Raw genomic sequence first — 15,911 nt, forward strand, 5'->3', positions numbered from 1 at the left:
TCCCCCTGCTTGATACAAATTGCCCGCGCGTTCCTGTCCGTCGACGGCCTGCGCCCCTCCCCCTTCTTGTGCCGCTCCTTTCGCATGCCCTGGGAACGCCCGTGTTCGCCCCCCGCTCCACTCCCTGGCCCCTCGTCGCCCTTTTCACGGCCGGGTACCTCGCCCCCTATCTGCTGCCGACGGTCGTCGGCAGGCTCGACTCCGGACTTCCGCTCTCCCCCACCCAGGCGGGCGCCGTCGGCAGCGCGCTGCTGCTGAGTTCGGCGTCGGCCGGCTTCCTGCTGGCCTCCCGCGTCGACCGGATCGGCGCCCGTGCGCTGGCCCGCTTCGGCCTCGCCCTGGCCCTGTTCGGCTACGGCGGCGCGGCTCTCGCACACGCCGTTCCGGCCGTCGTCCTGGGCGTCCTGCTCGGCGGCTTCGGATCCGGTACGGCCACCGCGGTCGCCGCCACCCGCATCGCCGCCCAGCCCGACCCGCACCGGGTCACCACGGTCGGCCTGCTCGGTGTCTCCGCGCTCGCGGGGGCCGTCTATCTCACGGTTCCGCACCTCGGCGCGGGCCACGGCCAGCCACTGGCCGCCATCGCCCTCACCGCACTCGCCGTATGGCCGCTGACCAGCCGGCTGCCCTCGGGCGCCGCCCCGCAGCCCCAGGCGTCACGGGCCGCCTCCCGTGTCCCGCACCGCCGCCCCGGCCTGGTCCTCGCCGCCTGCATGCTGTGCTGGTCCCTCGCCCAGAACTCCCTGTGGGGCGTCAGCGGCCGGATCGGACTGACGCAGGCACAGCTGACCGAGGCCACGGTGGGCGCGGTGTTCGCCGTGGCGCTCGGCGCCGGGCTGCTCGGCGTGACGGGTGCGGGCGCGCTCGGCCCGCGCCTCGGCCGCGCGCTGCCGATCGGCGGCGGCACGGTCCTCATCGCGGCCTGCATCGCGGTGAGCGCGTCCGCCACCGACCTCGCGACCTTCGCGACCGGCGAGATCGCCTGGAACACCCTCTACCCGATCGTCCTGTCGTACGTCATCGGCCTCGCCGCCTCCCTGGACTCGCGCGGCCGCTGGGCGGTCCTCGTCGGCTCGGCGTCGTCGCTGGGCACGGCGGCGGGCCCGCTGGCCGGGAGCGTGCTGTCGGCCCAGGCCGGGTTCCCGGCGATGGGCGCGGTCCTCGCGGTGGGGCTGCTGGTGATCGCCGTACCGCTGACCGCGGTGGCGCTGGGCAGGCGCTCCCCGGCGACCGTCGAGATCGTCGAGATCACCGAAGTCGTGGAGGTCGTCGAGATCCCCCTGGACTCCGTCGAGGCCGCGCCCGCCGCCCCCGAGCGCCTCACGCCGGCTACCTGAACTCGTAGCCCTCGACCTCGGCGAGATACCGCGCCCGCAACTCCTCGTCGTCCTCCAGGAAGGAGGCGAGGAAGGAGTTGCGGGCGAGTTCCCGCAGCCGTTCCCCATCGAGGCCGAGCGCCGAGCGCACCGCGTCGAAGTTGTCGCCGGCGTACCCGCCGAAGTACGCCGGGTCGTCGGAGTTGACCGTGCACATCAGCCCGGCATCCAGCATCGCGGGCAGCGGGTGGTCGGCGAGGACGTCGACCGTGCGCAGCCGCACGTTCGACAGCGGGCACAGCGTCAGCGGCACCCGCTCCCGCACCAGCCGCTCGACCAGCGCCGGATCCTCCATGCAGCGCAGCCCGTGGTCGACCCGCTCGACGCCGAGGACGTCGAGGGCCTCGGTGATGTAGGCGGGCGGCCCCTCCTCGCCGGCATGCGCGACGCGCCGCAGACCGAGCGCGGCGGCGGCCTCGTACACCTCACGGAACTTCACCGGCGGATGCCCGACCTCGGCCGAGTCGAGGCCGACGCCGGTGATCCGGTCGAGATACGGCTCGGCGGCCCGCAGCGTCGCCATGGCCGACTCGGCGGAGTCGTCGCGCAGGAAGCACATGATCAGCCGGGTGGAGACGCCGTGGTTCGCCTCGCTGCTCCCCAGCGCCCGCCACAGCCCCTCGACGACCGTGCCCAGCTCCAGGCCCCGCTTGGTGTGCGCCTGCGGGTCGAAGAAGATCTCCGCGTGCCGCACGCCCTGGGCGGCGGCACGGGCCAGGTAGGCGTTCGCGAGGTCCTCGAAGTCCCGCTCGGTGCGCAGGACGGCCATGAGCTCGTAGTACAGGTTCAGAAAGGACTGGAGGTCCTCGAACCGGTAGGCCTTGCGGAGCTCGTCGGTGTCCAGGTACGGCAGCTCGACGCCATTGCGCGCGGCCAGTTCGAAGGCGAGCTCGGGTTCGAGGGTGCCTTCGATGTGGAGGTGCAGTTCTGCTTTGGGGAGGGACATCAAAGCATCGTACGGCCGTATTACCGACGTTTCGGCAGCGGTACCCGCAGTAGGTCGTGGGCCACGGTCAGCTCCCCCTCGAAGCCGGCGTCACGTGCCTGCCGCTCGAACTCGTCGGGGTCGGTGTAGCGCTGGCTGAAGTGGGTCAGCACGAGATGCCGTACGCCGCAGTCGAGCGCGACGCGGGCGGCCTGACCGGCGGTCAGGTGGCCGTGCTCCACGGCGAGTTCGGTGTCCTCGTCCAGGAAGGTGGACTCGATGACGAGCATGTCGCAGCCGTCGGCGAGGGTGTACACCCCGTCGCACAGCCGGGTGTCCATGACGAACGCGAACCGCTGACCGCGCCGCATCTCGCTCACTTCGTCGAGCGAGACCCCGCCGAGCTCCCCGTCCCGCTGGAGCCGTCCGACGTCCGGCCCCTTGATGCCGTGCGCGGCGAGCCGTTCGGGCAGCATGCGGCGGGTGTCGGGCTCGACGAGGCGATAGCCGTAGGACTCGACGGGGTGCGAGAGCCGGGCGGCGTCCAGGGTGTAGGCGCCGGTGGCGGCGATGACGCCGTCCTCGCTGATCGGCGCCTGGCCGAGGTCGACGGTCTCGCGATAGGCGGTGGCGTAGCGCAGCCGGTCGAAGAAGCGCTGCCCGGAACGCGGGTAGTGGGCGGTGACGGGGTGCGGGACCTTGTCGAGGTTGATCCGCTGGATCACCCCGGCGAGCCCGAGCGAGTGGTCCCCGTGGAAGTGGGTGACACAGATCCGGTTCAGGTCGTGGGCGGCGACCCCCGCCCGCAGCATCTGCCGCTGTGTGCCCTCGCCGGGATCGAAGAGGATGCCGTCCCCGTCCCACCGCAGCAGATAGCCGTTGTGGTTCCGGTGCCGGGTCGGGACCTGGCTGGCGGTTCCGAGGACGACCAATTCACGTACGGACATGTCGAGTTACCCGGGGGGCCACTGCATGCCGCGGCCGCCGAGGAGGTGGGCGTGGGCGTGGAAGACGGTCTGGCCGGCACCGGTGCCCGTGTTGAACACGATGCGGTAGCTCTCCAGCTTTTCCTCGTCGGCGACGGCCTGGGCCTCGCGCAGGACGTCCGCGGCGAGCAACGGCTCGGCGGTGGCGAGCGCGGCCGCGTCCGCGTGGTGCGCCTTGGGGATGATCAGGATGTGGGTCGGCGCCTGGGGGTTGATGTCCCGGAACGCGACGGTCGTGTCCGTCTCCCGCACGATCGTCGCCGGGACGTGCCCTCCGACGATCTTGCAGAACAGGCAGTCGTCCTGCGGTTCCCCTGCCATGTTCCCTCCGGGGGTTGAGCGGGTCGGTTTACAGGGGGCATCGTATCGTCGCCGGGTGCGGGTTCGTGGGGGTTGATCGCGCCCACGCGGCGGAGCCGCATGTCGACACAGCCCGCGCCCCTCAGGTCGGCAGAGCGGGCGGTGTTTTCGCCGGACTGTTCTCCAGGCTCTCCAGGGCGATGCGAATCGCCTCGTCCAACTGCGCGTCCCGCCCCGCCGCCCAGTCCTGCGGGCGCTGGACCACCTCCACGTCCGGGTCGACGCCGTGGTTCTCGACGTCCCAGCCGTAGCCCTCCAGCCAGATCGCGTACTTCGGCTGGGTGATGAGCGTGCCGTCGACCAGGCGATAGCGGCTGTCGATGCCGATCACGCCGCCCCAGGTGCGCGTGCCCACCACGGGGCCGAGCCCGAGGGCCTTGATCGCCGCGTTGACGATGTCCCCGTCCGAACCGGAGAACTCGTCCGCCACCGCCACCACGGGTCCGCGCGGGGCGTCCTGCGGATAGCTGTACGGCCGCATCCCGCGCGGCAGTTCCCAGCCGACGATCTTCCGCGCCAGCTTCTCCACGACCAGCTGGGAGGTGTGTCCGCCGCCGTTCTCGCGGACATCCACGACGAGGCCCTCCCGCGCCACCTCGACCCGCAGGTCACGGTGGATCTGGGCCCAGCCCGGCGCCTGCATGTCCGGGACGTGCAGATAGCCGAGCCGGCCGCCGGACCTCTCGTGGACGTACGCCCGCCGGTCCGCCACCCACGCGTGGTAGCGCAGCGGCTGCTCGTCCGCGATCGGTACGACCACCGCGTGCCGTACGTCCCCGCCGCCGGCCGGCGAGATCGTCAGCTCCACCGCCTTGCCCGCGGTACCGACGAGCAGCGGTCCGGGCCCGGTCACCGGATCGACCGGCACCCCGGCCACCGCCACGATGGCGTCCCCGGCGCGCACCGCGACCCCGGGCGCGGCCAGCGGCGCCCGTGCTTCGGGGTCGGAGGTCTCCGACGGCAGGATCCGGTCGATACGCCAACTGTCGTCATCGTGAAGGGAGATGTCGGCGCCGAGCAGCCCCTGCCGGGGGCCGCCGCCGAAGCCGCCGCGCCCGGCGACGTAGGCGTGCGAGGTGCCCAGCTCGCCCTGGACCTCCCACAGCAGGTCGATCAGGTCGTCGTGGGTGGCCACCCGGTCGAGCAGGGGGCGGTAGCGGTCCAGTACGGCCGTCCAGTCCACGCCGCTCATGTCCGGCCGCCAGAAGTGGTCCCGCATGATGCGGCCGGCCTCGTCGAACATCTGCCGCCACTCGGCGGACGGGTCGACCGTCTGCCGTACGCGGGTCAGGTCCACGGTGATGTTGGTGTCGCTGTCCTCGTCGCCGGAGGCCCGCCGGTCGCTCGGTACGACCTTGAGCCTGCCGTCCGTCCACAGCAGCACCCGTTTGCCGTCGCCGCTGACCTCGAAGTCGTCGGCGTCGTCGGCGAGATGCTCCACCCGGCGCTGGAGGAGGTCGTAGCGCTCCAGCTCGGTCTTGGGCTCGGGGTCGTCGGGGGTGGCCCGGGAGGCGCCGAGGGCGCCGCGCACGGGGTGCCGCAGCCACAGCACGCCGTCCTTGGCGGCCCGCAGGTGGGTGTAGCGGGCGGCCTCGACCGGGAACGGGACGATCCGGTCGGCGAGGCCCTCGAGGTCGATGCGGGTGGTGGGGGTGCCCTCGCTGTCGGGGGTCTCGTCCTTGTCCGGCGCGTCGAAGGGGCGGCCGTGGCGCTGCGGGCCGAAGGGGGAGGGCGTGGTCGCGGCGAGGGTGATCAGGTGCGGGCGGGAGCCGACCACGAAGGCGAGGTCGAAGACGTGCTCGTCGTAGACCGGGTCGAAGGCGCGGGTCGACAGGAAGACCAGGTGCTTGCCGTCCTGTGTGAACGCGGGGGCGTAGTCCTGGAAGCGCAGCGGGGTCGCCTCGGAGACCGACAGGTCGGTGGTGTTGGCGAGCTTGAGCTGGCTGAGCGGGCGCGGGCCGGGGTGCGACCAGGCGAGCCAGGCCGAGTCCGGCGAGAAGACCAGCCCGGACACGTCGCCGTCGGCGCTGCGGTCGAGCTCGCGGACCTCACCGCTCTCCCGTTCGACGAGGAGGACGCGTCCGTCGTGGGAGGCGACCGCGGCGCGGCTTCCGTCGGGCGCCATGGCGAGTTCCAGGACGCGGCCCAACTGCCCGGCGCCGAGCCTGCGCGGGGTGGATCCCGGCGCGAGCCCGGTCGCGGGCGCGAACTCCAGCGCGTCGTCGCCCTCCGCGTCCGTCACCCACACCACCCACTCCTCGCCCTCCGCGCGGAAGGTGCGCGGCAGTCTCGCGCGAACCCCCGGCTCGGCGGCGAGCGCGCGGGCGGGACCGGAGCGGTGGGTGACCCAGTGCACCGCGCCCCGGACGGCGACGGCGCTGCCGCGTGCGGTGTGGTCGGGCGCGGCCTCCCCGAACGCGCGGGCGGCGTTCAGCGAGTACGGCTGCCGGTCGGTGCGCTGCCCGCCGAGCCGGATGTCCAGCGGACGCGGCTCGGCCCCGTCGAGGTCGTCCAGGAGCCACAGTTCACCGGCGCAGGAGTAGACGACACGGGTGCCGTCGCTCGCGGCGTGCCGGGCGTAGAAGCCGTCGACGGGGGTGTGCCGCCGTAGCCCGGAGCCGTCGGGCAGGGACGAGTACACCGCCCCCACCCCCTCGTGATCGGAGAGAAAGCCGACCCGCTCGCCCACCCACAGGGGGTCCTCGAGGTTCCCGTCCAGCTCCTCGTGCAGCCGTACGAACTCCCCGTCCCCGTCCCGGTCGATCCACAACTTGCCCGCGGTGCCGCCCCGGTAGCGCTTCCACCGGGCCGCCTCCAGGCCCATGGGCGCGGAGGCGAGCACGAGGTGCGGCCCGTGCACGACGTCGCCGACGGGGCCGTACGGCAGGGTGGTGGCCGGACCGCCGTCGAGCGGGACCGTGTGGGCCCAGGTGCGTCGGCTGCCCGCCTGGCCCCGGGTACTGATCGCGAGGACCTTGCCGTCGGGGGTCCAGCGGCGCACCCGGGTCTGCCAACTGCCCCAGTGCGTCAGGCGCTTGGAGGGTCCACCGTCAACGGGCGCGATGTGCACCTCGGGGGCGCCGTCGCGGGTGGAGGTCCAGGCGACGGTCGTCCCGTCGGGCGAGATGCGCGGCCGGGTGACCGGCACGTTGTCGGCGCTGATCCGCCAGGCCCGGCCGCCGTCGAGCGGGGCGAGCCACACGTCGTCCTCGGCGGTGAAGGCGACCAGGTCGCCGTGCAGATGCGGATACCGCAGATACGAGGACGATGCGGAGGTCGCGGGCTGAGTCACCCGATCACCATAAGCAGGGGCGACGTCCGAGGACAGTCCTTTGGATCACTTGGTCATCTCCCCCGTCCGTGGGGTCACTTGCCCTCCGGCCAGCAGTTCGGGTGCTGCTTGCAGTAGACGGTCTTGGTGACGGTCACCGTGACGGTGGGCCCCGGCTGCTGACCGCCGTCGCCGCCCGGATCGACGGGCGAGGGCGTGGCGTCGCAGTTGCCCAGCCCGTTCACGTGGAACCACTCCTTGCCGTCGATCTTGGCGACGAGATCCCCGCGCACACAGGATCCGCTGACGGCCCGGGTGATCCGCCCGGTGACGGTGATGTCCTTGCCGTCCCGGGTCTCGCCCTCGCAGTCCACCTTGACGACGGTGTTCTCACTGGCCGTCGCCGAACTGTCGCCGCCACCGCCCTCGTACGAGCCGGTGCAGTTGAGCCACTGCACATCGGCCTTCTGCCGCTCCAGCTCCGCGGTCACGGTCTGATCGGTCGTGAACGCCACGGTCGCGGTGTTCAGCCCCCCGGGATCACACCCGACGGCCCCACCGAGGGCGAGCACCACGACCCCCGCGGCACCCATCACCCGCGCCCCACGCGGCAGCCGCCCCGAGCGACCCCGAACCCTGTCGAAAACCCCCATGGGACGGCAGCCTGCCACTGTCCCCGCCGACGCGGTAGAGCGCATACGGCCACTCCCTGCCCAACCGCGGGAGCGGTGGCGCCCGTCGGTCTCAGATGCGCAGCAGCAGCCACTCCTGGAGCTCCACCACGTTGCCCTCCGGGTCCTTGAGGTGGGCGACGCGCATGCGGTCGGTCATGGGGGCGGGGCCGTGCAGGAGGGGCGTGCCGCGTTCGGTGAGCTGGGCGCAGTAGGCGTCCAGGTCGTCCACCCGCAGTACGACCAGGGAACGGTGGCCGGTGGCGTCGTCGCCGAGTTCGCCGAGGATCTCGGCCATCATCGCCCGGTCCTGGAGCGCGATGCCCGCCGAGCCGGTGACGGGGCTGAACTTCTCGTACGGCCCGTTCGTCGCGCCCGACTGCGGTTTGAGGCCGAGGACGTCGGCGTAGAAGCGGTAGCACGCGGCGAAGTCGCTGACCAGCAGTCGTACTTGGGCGAGTTCCACGGCGGACGTCCCTCCCGGGGTCAGGACCAGCGGCCGGTACGGCCGAGGAGCAGCGCCGTCGCCGCGGTCCCGGCGGTGGACGTGCGCAGGACGGTACGGCCCAGACGGTACGCCTTCGCGCCCGCCTCCTCGAAGAGGGCCAACTCCTCCGGCGCCACGCCGCCTTCGGGCCCGACGACGAGCACGATCTCGCCCTCGGCGGGCAGTTCGGCGGTCGCGAGCGGCTCGCTGCCGTAGTCGCGGTCCTCGTGGAGTACGGCGGCGAAGTCGGCCCCGGCGAGAAGTGCCGCGACCTGCTTGGTCGTCGCCGCGTCCATGACCTCGGGGAAGCGCACCCGGCGCGACTGCTTGCCGGCCTCGCGGGCGGTGGACCGCCACTTGCCGAGGGCCTTGGCGCCCCGCTCGCCCTTCCACTGGGTGACGCACCGGGCGGCCGCCCACGGCACGATCGCGTCGACGCCGGTCTCGGTCATGGTCTCGACGGCCAGCTCACCGCGGTCGCCCTTGGGCAGGGCCTGGACGACGGTGATCCGGGGCAGCTCCGGCGGCTCCTCGGCCACCGCGCCCAGGTCGACGACCAGCCGGTCCTTTCCCTCGGCCGCCTTGACTACCCCCTCGGCCCAGCGCCCCCGTCCGTCGGTGAGGACGACCTCCTCGCCGGCCCGCAGCCGCTTCACCGAGACCGCGTGCCGTCCCTCGGGCCCGTCGAGCACGTACTCACCGCCGGACAGCGCGGTCCGCTCCAACGACTCGACGACGAACACCGGCGCGGTCATCGTCCGGCACCGCCCTGCGGGAACACCGACAACGCTGTCGAGGCGGCGCCCAGTTCGGCCGCCAGGACCTCCACGAGCTGTCCGGCGGGCAGTTCGCGTGCCATGCGGTGCCCCTGTCCCGCCCACAGGGCCATGCCCTGCGGGTCGCCGGACCCGGCGGCCTTCTTGCGCAGCGGCGAGGTGAGGTGGTGGATCTCGGGGTAGGCGGCGGGGGCGTACGGCCCGTGCTCGCGCATGAAGCGGTTGACGAGGCCGCGCGCGGGACGCCCGGAGAAGGCGCGCGTCAGCTCGGTGCGGACGAACAGGGGGTTGGTCAGCGCCTGCTTGTGCAGGGCGTTGGCGCCGGACTCCGGGGTGGCGAGGAACGCGGTGCCGAGCTGTGCGGCGGCGGCACCGGCCGCGAGGGCGGCGGCGATCTGGCTACCGCGCATGATGCCGCCGGCGGCGACGAGCGGAAGGCTCACCGTCTCGCGGACCTGGGCGATGAGCGACAGCAGTCCGATGCCGGAGCCGTCGGTCTCGGGGTTGTCGCGGTGGGTGCCCTGGTGGCCGCCGGCCTCGACGCCCTGCACGATCACCGCGTCGGCGCCGGCCCGCTCCACGGCGAGGGCCTCGTCCGGGGTGGTCGCGGTGACCAGGGTGAGGGTGCCCGCACGGCGCAGGGACTCCAGTACGTCACCGCTGGGCACGCCGAAGTGGAAGGAGACGACGGGCACCGGGTTGTCGAGCAGCACGGCGAGCTTGGCGTCGTAGCCGTCGTCCCGTCCGCTGTCGCGGTCCCCCAGCTCGACCTCGTACCAGGCGGCCTCCCCGGCCAGCTGATGCGCGTAGACGTCCACCGCCGCGGGGTCGGCGTACTCGGGCTGCGGCATGAACAGGTTCACGCCGAAGGGCCGCTGGGTCAGCCCCCGCAACTGCTTGATCTCCTGGTACATCCCGTCGGCGGTTTTGTACCCGGCGGCGAGAAACCCCAGCCCCCCGGCCTCGGACACGGCGGCGGCGAGCTGCGGCACGGAGACGCCGCCCGCCATGGGGGCCTGCACGATCGGACGCGGGAAGAGATCGGTCAGTGCGGAGGACATGACCGCATGTTGTCACGTCCTCCGAACAAGTCCGAATCCGGTGCGCCGCTTGGCACAGGCCGCCACAGCCCGAGGACTCAGCGACCGTTGAAGGCGTCCTTCAACCGCGAGAACAACCCCTGCTGCCCAGGCCGACTGTGCCCACCCGGGGGCCGACCCCCGGACCCCCAGCGGCCGGCCCACAGCTCACGTCAGCGACCGTTGAAGGCGTCCTTCAACCGCGAGAACAACCCCTGCTGCCCAGGCTGGAACTGTCCCGTAGGTCGCTCCTCGCCCCGCAGCTTGGCCAGCTCGCGCAGCAGGCGCTCCTGTTCCGGGTCCAGCTTGGTCGGGGTCTGGACCTCGACGTGCACGATGAGGTCGCCGCGTCCGCCGCCGCGCAGATGCGTCACACCGCGACCGTGCAGCGGGATCGACTGGCCGGACTGGGTGCCGGGCCGGATGTCGACCTCCTCCATGCCGTCCAGCGTCTCCAGCGGCACCTTCGTGCCGAGGGACGCCGCGGTCATCGGGATCGTCACCGTGCAGTGCAGGTCGTCGCCGCGCCGCTGGAAGGTCGAGTGCGGCAGCTCGTGGATCTCGACGTAGAGGTCACCGGCGGGACCGCCACCGGGCCCGACCTCGCCCTCGCCGGCGAGCTGGATCCGGGTGCCGTTGTCGACACCGGCCGGGATCTTCACCGTGAGCGTCCGGCGGGACCGGACACGGCCGTCGCCCGCGCACTCGGGGCACGGGGTCGGGACGACGGTGCCGAAGCCCTGGCACTGCGGGCAGGGCCGGGACGTCATGACCTGGCCCAGGAAGGACCGGGTCACCTGCGACACCTCACCGCGGCCGCGGCACATGTCACACGTCTGGGCGGAGGTGCCGGGCGCGGCACCTTCACCGTTACAGGTGTTGCAGACGACGGCCGTGTCGACCTGGATGTCCTTCGTGGTGCCGAAGGCGGCCTCGTCGAGCTCGACCTCCAGCCGGATCATCGCGTCCTGGCCGCGCCGGGTGCGCGAGCGCGGACCGCGCTGGGACGCCGTACCGAAGAACGCGTCCATGATGTCCGAGAAGTTGCCGAAGCCACCCGCGCCGAAGCCGCCCGCGCCACCGGCGCCGCCCGCCTGGGACAGCGGGTCGCCGCCGAGGTCGTAGACCTGCTTCTTCTGCGGGTCCGACAGCACCTCGTAAGCGGCGTTGATCTCCTTGAACCGCTCCTGGGTCTTCGGGTCCGGGTTGACGTCCGGGTGCAGCTCGCGGGCGAGCCGCCGGAAGGCCTTCTTGATCTCTTCCTGCGACGCGTCGCGACGCACGCCGAGCACGGCGTAGTAGTCCGTGGCCACTTACGACTCCGCCAGGATCTGTCCGACGTAACGTGCCACTGCGCGTACCGCTCCCATCGTTCCCGGGTAATCCATGCGGGTCGGTCCGACCACGCCGAGCTTGGCGACTGCCTCGCCGCCCGAACCGTAGCCCACCGACACGACGGACGTGGAGTTGAGTCCCTCGTAGGCGTTCTCGTGCCCGATGCGCACGGTCATGCCCGAATCCCCGGCCTCGCCAAGCAACTTGAGGAGCACGACCTGCTCCTCCAGTGCCTCGAGCACCGGCCGGATGGTGAGGGGGAAGTCATGTCCGAAGCGGGTGAGATTGGCGGTGCCGCCGATCATCAGCCGCTCCTCGTTCTCCTCGACGAGCGTCTCCAGGAGGGTGGAGAGCACGGTCGAGACGGTGCCCCGGTCCTCGATGTCGAAGGCCTCGGGGAGATCCTCGACGAGCCGGGGCACATCGGTGAAGCGCCGGCTCGCGATCTTGCTGTTCAGCCGCGCGCGAAGATCGGCGAGCGAACTCTCACCGAAGGGCGCCGGGCAGTCGATCATCCGCTGCTCGACCCGCCCGGTGTCCGTGATCAGGACGAGCATCAGGCGCGCGGGCGCGAGCGAGAGCAGCTCGACATGACGGACGGTGGACCGGGTCAGCGACGGGTACTGCACGACGGCGACCTGCCGGGTGAGCTGCGCGAGCAGCCGTACGGTCCGGGCCACCACGTCGTCCAGGTCGACCGCGCCGTCCAGGAAGTTCTGGATGGCGCGGCGCTCGGGCGGGGTCATCGGCTTGACGCCGGCGAGCTTGTCGACGAACAGCCGGTAGCCCTTGTCGGTCGGGATGCGCCCGGCACTGGTGTGCGGCTGGGCGATGAAGCCCTCGTCCTCCAGGGCCGCCATGTCGTTGCGCACGGTGGCCGGGGAGACGCCGAGGTTATGCCGCTCGGTCAGGGCCTTCGACCCGACCGGCTCCTCGGTCCCGACATAGTCCTGGACGATGGCGCGCAGCACCTGGAGCCTGCGTTCACTCAGCATGTCGCGCGCACCTCCAGAAGTCGGTTCCCTTGGCACCTTTCCTGGCACTCTGTCCGTCCGAGTGCCAGCTGTCCCCGGCCAGTGTACGGCGGTGGGGTACGCCCCGGGCAAGGCCGGGCCAGGTCCGCCGTGCTCGGCGGGGGCCTCTTGGCTAGCGTCGCCGTATGACGGTGACTTGGGAAGAGCTGGGGTGGGAGCGGCTGGCTTCGGGGGTCGGCCGGTGTCGGCTTCCGGTCTGGGACTGCACGGCCGGGCTGGTCGTCGGGGAGGGCACGGCCTTGCTCGTGGACGCCGGGTCGTCGCTGGCGGAGGGCGCGCGGTTGCGTACGCAGGCGCAGTGGCTCGCGGGTCACCGTGTGACTCATCTCGCGCTGACCCATCCTCATTTCGATCATGTCTTCGGGGCGGCGGCGTTCGCGGGCACCGAGGTGTACGGCCCGGTGGGCATGGAGACGGTCCTCGACGGACGGCACGCGCGCGCGGAGCTGCGTGACGACGCGGTCCGCAACGGCCTGGACATGGCGGCGGCGGAGGAGTCCGTGGACGCGCTGATCCGCCCGCACCACCAGGTGAGCGGCGAGTGGACCCTCGACCTGGGCGGCGGCCGCCAGGTGCTGCTGGCGAACGTGGGCCCCGCCCACACGGCCCACGACCTGGCCGTGCTGGTGCCGGGCGAGGTGGCCGGTGACCGGGAGGTGGTCTTCTGCGGCGATCTGGTGGAGGAGTCCGGCGAACCCCAGGCCGGCTCCGACGCCGTACCGTCCCACTGGCCGGCCGCCCTGGACCGTCTGCTGGCCCTGGGCGGCGAGGACGCGCTGTACGTGCCCGGTCACGGAGCGGTGGTGGACGCGGGGTTCGTACGACGGCAGCGGGACGAGCTCGCGTCGAGATTCGGCGTGTCGCGGTGAAGGTCGGGCGGCTTCTCCTATCGTCACTCGAATGCGCCAGTACTCCCCGGACCTGACCCCGCCCTGGAAGAAGCCCAAGCCCGTCCCCGAGGTACCGGCGGAGCCCGGCCTGGTGGTCGAGGAGCCCGGCACCGGTTTCTGCGGCGCGGTGATCCGCTGCGAGGCGGGCACGGTGACCCTGGAGGACCGCTTCGGCAAGCACCGGGTGTTCCCATTGGAGCCGCGGGGGTTCCTGCTGGAGGGCAAGGTCGTGACCCTCGTACGGCCGTCGGGGGCGGCTCCGGCACGCCCCACCCGCACCGCGTCGGGTTCCGTCGCCGTCCCCGGCGCTCGCGCCCGGGTGGCCCGCGCGGGCCGTATCTATGTCGAGGGCCGGCACGACGCCGAGCTGGTCGAGAAGGTGTGGGGCGACGACCTGCGCATCGAGGGCGTGGTGGTGGAGTACCTGGAGGGCGTCGACGACCTGCCGTCGATCGTGGCCGAGTTCGCACCGGGTCCGGACGCAAGGCTGGGTGTCCTGGTCGACCACCTGGTGCCGGGCACGAAGGAGTGGCGTATCGCGCAGTCGGTGACGAGCGAGCACGCGCTGGTCGTGGGCCACCCGTACATCGACATCTGGGAGGCGGTGAAGCCGGCGTCACTGGGCATCGCGGGGTGGCCGCGCGTCCCGCACGGGCAGGACTGGAAGACCGGGGTGTGCCGGGCGCTGGGGTGGCCGTCGGACAACACCGGGGCGGTATGGCAGGCGATTCTGGGGCGGGTGGGGTCTTACAAAGACCTGGAGCCGGAGTTGTTGGGGCGGGTGGAGGAGTTGATCGACTTCGTCACGGCAGCCGGTGACGCCTGACCCCGGTGAGGATTCCGAACTCGCTCGTGTCCAGCTCCACACCGATCACTTCGAGCGGCACGGGGTCACCGAACTTCGTAATCCACTGCCCGCGATAGTCGGCTTGATCTCCATCGCCGATGGGGTCGGTGAGCAGAACACAGTGCGCCATGATCGGGTCGATGATCAGGTAGGCGGGAATCCTGCCGGCCGCGTAGATGGAACGCTTGAGCCCGTAGTCCCGGTCGACGCTCGTCTTCGAAACCACCTCGACCACCAAGGTGACCAGCTGGGACGGCACGAGGTTGCCCGAGGCTGGGGCCACACCGCGTTCCAGCACCACGAGGTCCGGAATGGGCTCGCTGGCCTCGTCGAAGATGTCCAGGTCCGTCGTCTGGAGTCGTTCCCAGGGCTTGCGCGGGATCTGGTCCTGCACGTCCACCACGATCCGGTTGTGCACCAGATCGGGAGCGGCCATCATCACGATTTCCCCCCGGAGGAGCTCGACCTTGACGCCCTCGGGAGGCTCAAGCTCCTCGAAGTACTTGGTCATCCCGCGCTCGTCCACAGCGGTCATCTCCGTGGCCCTCCACATCCGCCGCGTCCTGTTAGCGGCGGCCTACGAACCAGGTTAGGGGCCGAACCGGCGTTCAGCACTGATTCACCCACCCGAGTGATCAGTCCACCAAATCCCTGACCACCCCGTCCGCCAACAACCGCCCCCGCAACGTCAGCACCGCACGCCCCTCCTCGTACGGCCCCGCTTCCAGCAGCTCCTCCCCCAACGCCCGCCGGGAAGCCGCCAGCCCCTCCTCCCGCAGCAGCTCCAGCGGCACCCCCTCCCTCAGCCGCAGCTCCAGCAGGATCCGCTCGACCCTCCGGTCCTCCTCCGACAGCAGCTCGCGCCCGGCGCCGGGAGACCGTCCCTCCGCCAGCGCCGCCGCGTACGCCCCCGGATGCTTCACGTTCCACCAGCGCACGCCGCCCACGTGCGAGTGCGCCCCGGGGCCCGCGCCCCACCAGTCCGCGCCCCGCCAGTACAGCTCGTTGTGCAGGCAGCGCCCCGCCTCCGAGGTCGCCCAGTTGGACACCTCGTACCAGTCGAAGCCCGCCTCCGACAGCGCCGACTCCGCGATCAGATAGCGGTCCGCGTGCACGTCGTCGTCCGTCATCGGGACCTCGCCCCGGCGGATACGGCGGGCCAGCTGGGTGCCCTCCTCGACGATCAGGGCGTACGCCGAGACGTGGTCCGGCCCGGCGCCGATCGCCGCCTCCAGCGACGCCCTCCAGTCGTCGTCCGACTCGCCCGGTGTGCCGTAGATCAGATCCAGGTTCACGTGCTCGAAGCCCGCCGCCCGTGCCTCGGCCACGCACGCCTCCGGCCGGCCCGGCGTGTGCGTGCGGTCGAGCACCTTCAGTACGTGCTGCTTCGCGCTCTGCATGCCGAAGGAGATCCGGTTGAAGCCGCCCTCCCGCAGCCGGGCCAGATACGCCGGATCGACGGATTCCGGGTTCGCCTCCGTCGTGATCTCCGCGTCCGGCGCGAGTCCGAACTCGTCGCGGATCGCCCCCAGCATCCGTACGAGATCGTCGGCGGCCAGCAGGGTGGGCGTACCGCCGCCGACGAAGACCGTGCGGACCTCGCGGGGGTCGTCACCGAGGACCTTGCGGGCGAGGCGGATCTCGTCGGTCAACGTATCCGCGTAGTTGTCGCGGGACGCCAGCACACCGCCCGTGCCGCGCAGCTCGGTCGCCGTGTAGGTGTTGAAGTCGCAGTAGCCGCAGCGGGTCGCGCAGTACGGGACATGCAGGTAGAAGCCGAGGGGGCGGTCGGCGGCGTCGGCGAGTGCGGTCGGCGGCAGCGCGCCGTCGGCGGGGACGGGCTCGCCGTCGGGAAGTGCGGAAGGCATGGGTTC

15 protein-coding genes are annotated in these 15,911 nt (G+C 72.0%); 3 read left to right on the forward strand and 12 right to left on the reverse strand.

What is annotated here, in order from left to right; translation table 11 throughout:
• Window positions 1-101: 101 nt before the first annotated feature.
• The gene (locus tag ACIQWG_RS10775) at window positions 102-1,337 is read left to right on the forward strand and encodes an MFS transporter (RefSeq protein WP_404093032.1); all 1,236 of its coding nucleotides are present in this window, start codon (window positions 102-104) and stop codon (window positions 1,335-1,337) included.
• On the opposite strand, the gene ACIQWG_RS10780 is transcribed toward ACIQWG_RS10775, so the two are convergent.
• The 10 genes from ACIQWG_RS10780 to hrcA all read right to left on the reverse strand — a co-directional run bounded on the left by ACIQWG_RS10780 (window position 1,330) and on the right by hrcA (window position 12,261).
• Complete coding sequence (locus tag ACIQWG_RS10780) at window positions 1,330-2,322, reverse strand: adenosine deaminase (RefSeq protein ID WP_404093034.1); 993 nt, start codon at window positions 2,320-2,322, stop codon at window positions 1,330-1,332. The genes ACIQWG_RS10775 and ACIQWG_RS10780 overlap by 8 nt on opposite strands.
• A gap of 20 nt (window positions 2,323-2,342) precedes the next feature.
• Window positions 2,343-3,248: a ribonuclease Z gene (locus ACIQWG_RS10785; RefSeq protein ID WP_404093037.1), complete on the reverse strand. Its 906-nt coding sequence runs from the start codon at window positions 3,246-3,248 to the stop codon at window positions 2,343-2,345.
• Between the two features lie 6 nt (window positions 3,249-3,254).
• On the reverse strand, window positions 3,255-3,608 hold the full coding sequence (locus ACIQWG_RS10790; RefSeq protein ID WP_404093038.1) for a histidine triad nucleotide-binding protein: 354 nt from the start codon (window positions 3,606-3,608) through the stop codon (window positions 3,255-3,257).
• A gap of 121 nt (window positions 3,609-3,729) precedes the next feature.
• On the reverse strand, window positions 3,730-6,939 hold the full coding sequence (locus ACIQWG_RS10795; protein ID WP_404093040.1) for a S41 family peptidase: 3,210 nt from the start codon (window positions 6,937-6,939) through the stop codon (window positions 3,730-3,732).
• A gap of 74 nt (window positions 6,940-7,013) precedes the next feature.
• Complete coding sequence (locus tag ACIQWG_RS10800; protein WP_404093042.1) at window positions 7,014-7,571, reverse strand: hypothetical protein; 558 nt, start codon at window positions 7,569-7,571, stop codon at window positions 7,014-7,016.
• Window positions 7,572-7,662: 91 nt separating this feature from the next.
• Window positions 7,663-8,055: a VOC family protein gene (locus ACIQWG_RS10805; protein ID WP_404093045.1), complete on the reverse strand. Its 393-nt coding sequence runs from the start codon at window positions 8,053-8,055 to the stop codon at window positions 7,663-7,665.
• Window positions 8,056-8,075: 20 nt separating this feature from the next.
• Window positions 8,076-8,831 carry a 16S rRNA (uracil(1498)-N(3))-methyltransferase gene (locus ACIQWG_RS10810; protein WP_404093048.1) on the reverse strand — a complete coding sequence of 252 codons (756 nt, stop codon included), beginning with the start codon at window positions 8,829-8,831 and terminating at the stop codon, window positions 8,076-8,078.
• Window positions 8,828-9,913 (reverse strand): nitronate monooxygenase, encoded by a 1,086-nt coding sequence (locus ACIQWG_RS10815; RefSeq protein WP_404093050.1) that lies wholly within the window; start codon window positions 9,911-9,913, stop codon window positions 8,828-8,830. The genes ACIQWG_RS10810 and ACIQWG_RS10815 overlap by 4 nt, the downstream gene beginning before the upstream one ends.
• Window positions 9,914-10,104: 191 nt before the next feature.
• A complete protein-coding gene (gene dnaJ / locus ACIQWG_RS10820; protein ID WP_404093052.1) occupies window positions 10,105-11,244 on the reverse strand; it encodes a molecular chaperone DnaJ in 1,140 nt (379 codons plus the stop codon).
• Window positions 11,245-12,261, reverse strand: a complete 1,017-nt coding sequence (hrcA, locus tag ACIQWG_RS10825; protein WP_404093055.1) for a heat-inducible transcriptional repressor HrcA — start codon at window positions 12,259-12,261, stop codon at window positions 11,245-11,247. It abuts the gene before it with no gap.
• 164 nt (window positions 12,262-12,425) lie between these two features.
• Here hrcA and ACIQWG_RS10830 point away from each other — a divergent pair, with 164 nt between their 5' ends.
• Together ACIQWG_RS10830 and ACIQWG_RS10835 are read left to right on the forward strand one after the other, a co-directional pair.
• On the forward strand, window positions 12,426-13,169 hold the full coding sequence (locus ACIQWG_RS10830) for an MBL fold metallo-hydrolase (RefSeq protein ID WP_404093057.1): 744 nt from the start codon (window positions 12,426-12,428) through the stop codon (window positions 13,167-13,169).
• A 31-nt stretch (window positions 13,170-13,200) separates the two neighbouring features.
• Window positions 13,201-14,016, forward strand: coding sequence for a DUF3097 domain-containing protein (locus tag ACIQWG_RS10835; RefSeq protein WP_404093059.1), 816 nt, complete (start codon window positions 13,201-13,203; stop codon window positions 14,014-14,016).
• Here ACIQWG_RS10835 and ACIQWG_RS10840 read toward each other — a convergent pair.
• Together ACIQWG_RS10840 and hemW are read right to left on the reverse strand one after the other, a co-directional pair.
• A complete protein-coding gene (locus ACIQWG_RS10840) occupies window positions 13,994-14,572 on the reverse strand; it encodes a Uma2 family endonuclease (protein ID WP_404093061.1) in 579 nt (192 codons plus the stop codon). The genes ACIQWG_RS10835 and ACIQWG_RS10840 overlap by 23 nt on opposite strands.
• 100 nt (window positions 14,573-14,672) lie before the next feature.
• Window positions 14,673-15,905, reverse strand: a complete 1,233-nt coding sequence (gene hemW, locus ACIQWG_RS10845) for a radical SAM family heme chaperone HemW (protein ID WP_404093063.1) — start codon at window positions 15,903-15,905, stop codon at window positions 14,673-14,675.
• Between the last annotated feature and the right edge of the window lie 6 nt (window positions 15,906-15,911).

This window comes from Streptomyces sp. NPDC098781, assembly GCF_044759995.1.
Lineage (GTDB): Bacteria > Actinomycetota > Actinomycetes > Streptomycetales > Streptomycetaceae > Streptomyces.

Bases quoted from the DNA above. Each gene is read 5' to 3' on its own strand.
- ACIQWG_RS10780 (WP_404093034.1), bottom strand. From the start codon at position 2,322: ATGTCCCTCCCCAAAGCAGAACTGCACCTCCACATCGAAGGCACCCTC.
- ACIQWG_RS10785 (WP_404093037.1), bottom strand. From the start codon at position 3,248: ATGTCCGTACGTGAATTGGTCGTCCTCGGAACCGCCAGCCAGGTCCCG.
- ACIQWG_RS10790 (WP_404093038.1), bottom strand. From the start codon at position 3,608: ATGGCAGGGGAACCGCAGGACGACTGCCTGTTCTGCAAGATCGTCGGA.
- ACIQWG_RS10800 (WP_404093042.1), bottom strand. From the start codon at position 7,571: ATGGGGGTTTTCGACAGGGTTCGGGGTCGCTCGGGGCGGCTGCCGCGT.
- ACIQWG_RS10810 (WP_404093048.1), bottom strand. From the start codon at position 8,831: ATGACCGCGCCGGTGTTCGTCGTCGAGTCGTTGGAGCGGACCGCGCTG.
- ACIQWG_RS10815 (WP_404093050.1), bottom strand. From the start codon at position 9,913: ATGTCCTCCGCACTGACCGATCTCTTCCCGCGTCCGATCGTGCAGGCC.
- hrcA (WP_404093055.1), bottom strand. From the start codon at position 12,261: ATGCTGAGTGAACGCAGGCTCCAGGTGCTGCGCGCCATCGTCCAGGAC.
- ACIQWG_RS10830 (WP_404093057.1), top strand. From the start codon at position 12,426: ATGACGGTGACTTGGGAAGAGCTGGGGTGGGAGCGGCTGGCTTCGGGG.
- ACIQWG_RS10835 (WP_404093059.1), top strand. From the start codon at position 13,201: ATGCGCCAGTACTCCCCGGACCTGACCCCGCCCTGGAAGAAGCCCAAG.
- ACIQWG_RS10840 (WP_404093061.1), bottom strand. From the start codon at position 14,572: ATGACCGCTGTGGACGAGCGCGGGATGACCAAGTACTTCGAGGAGCTT.
- hemW (WP_404093063.1), bottom strand. From the start codon at position 15,905: ATGCCTTCCGCACTTCCCGACGGCGAGCCCGTCCCCGCCGACGGCGCG.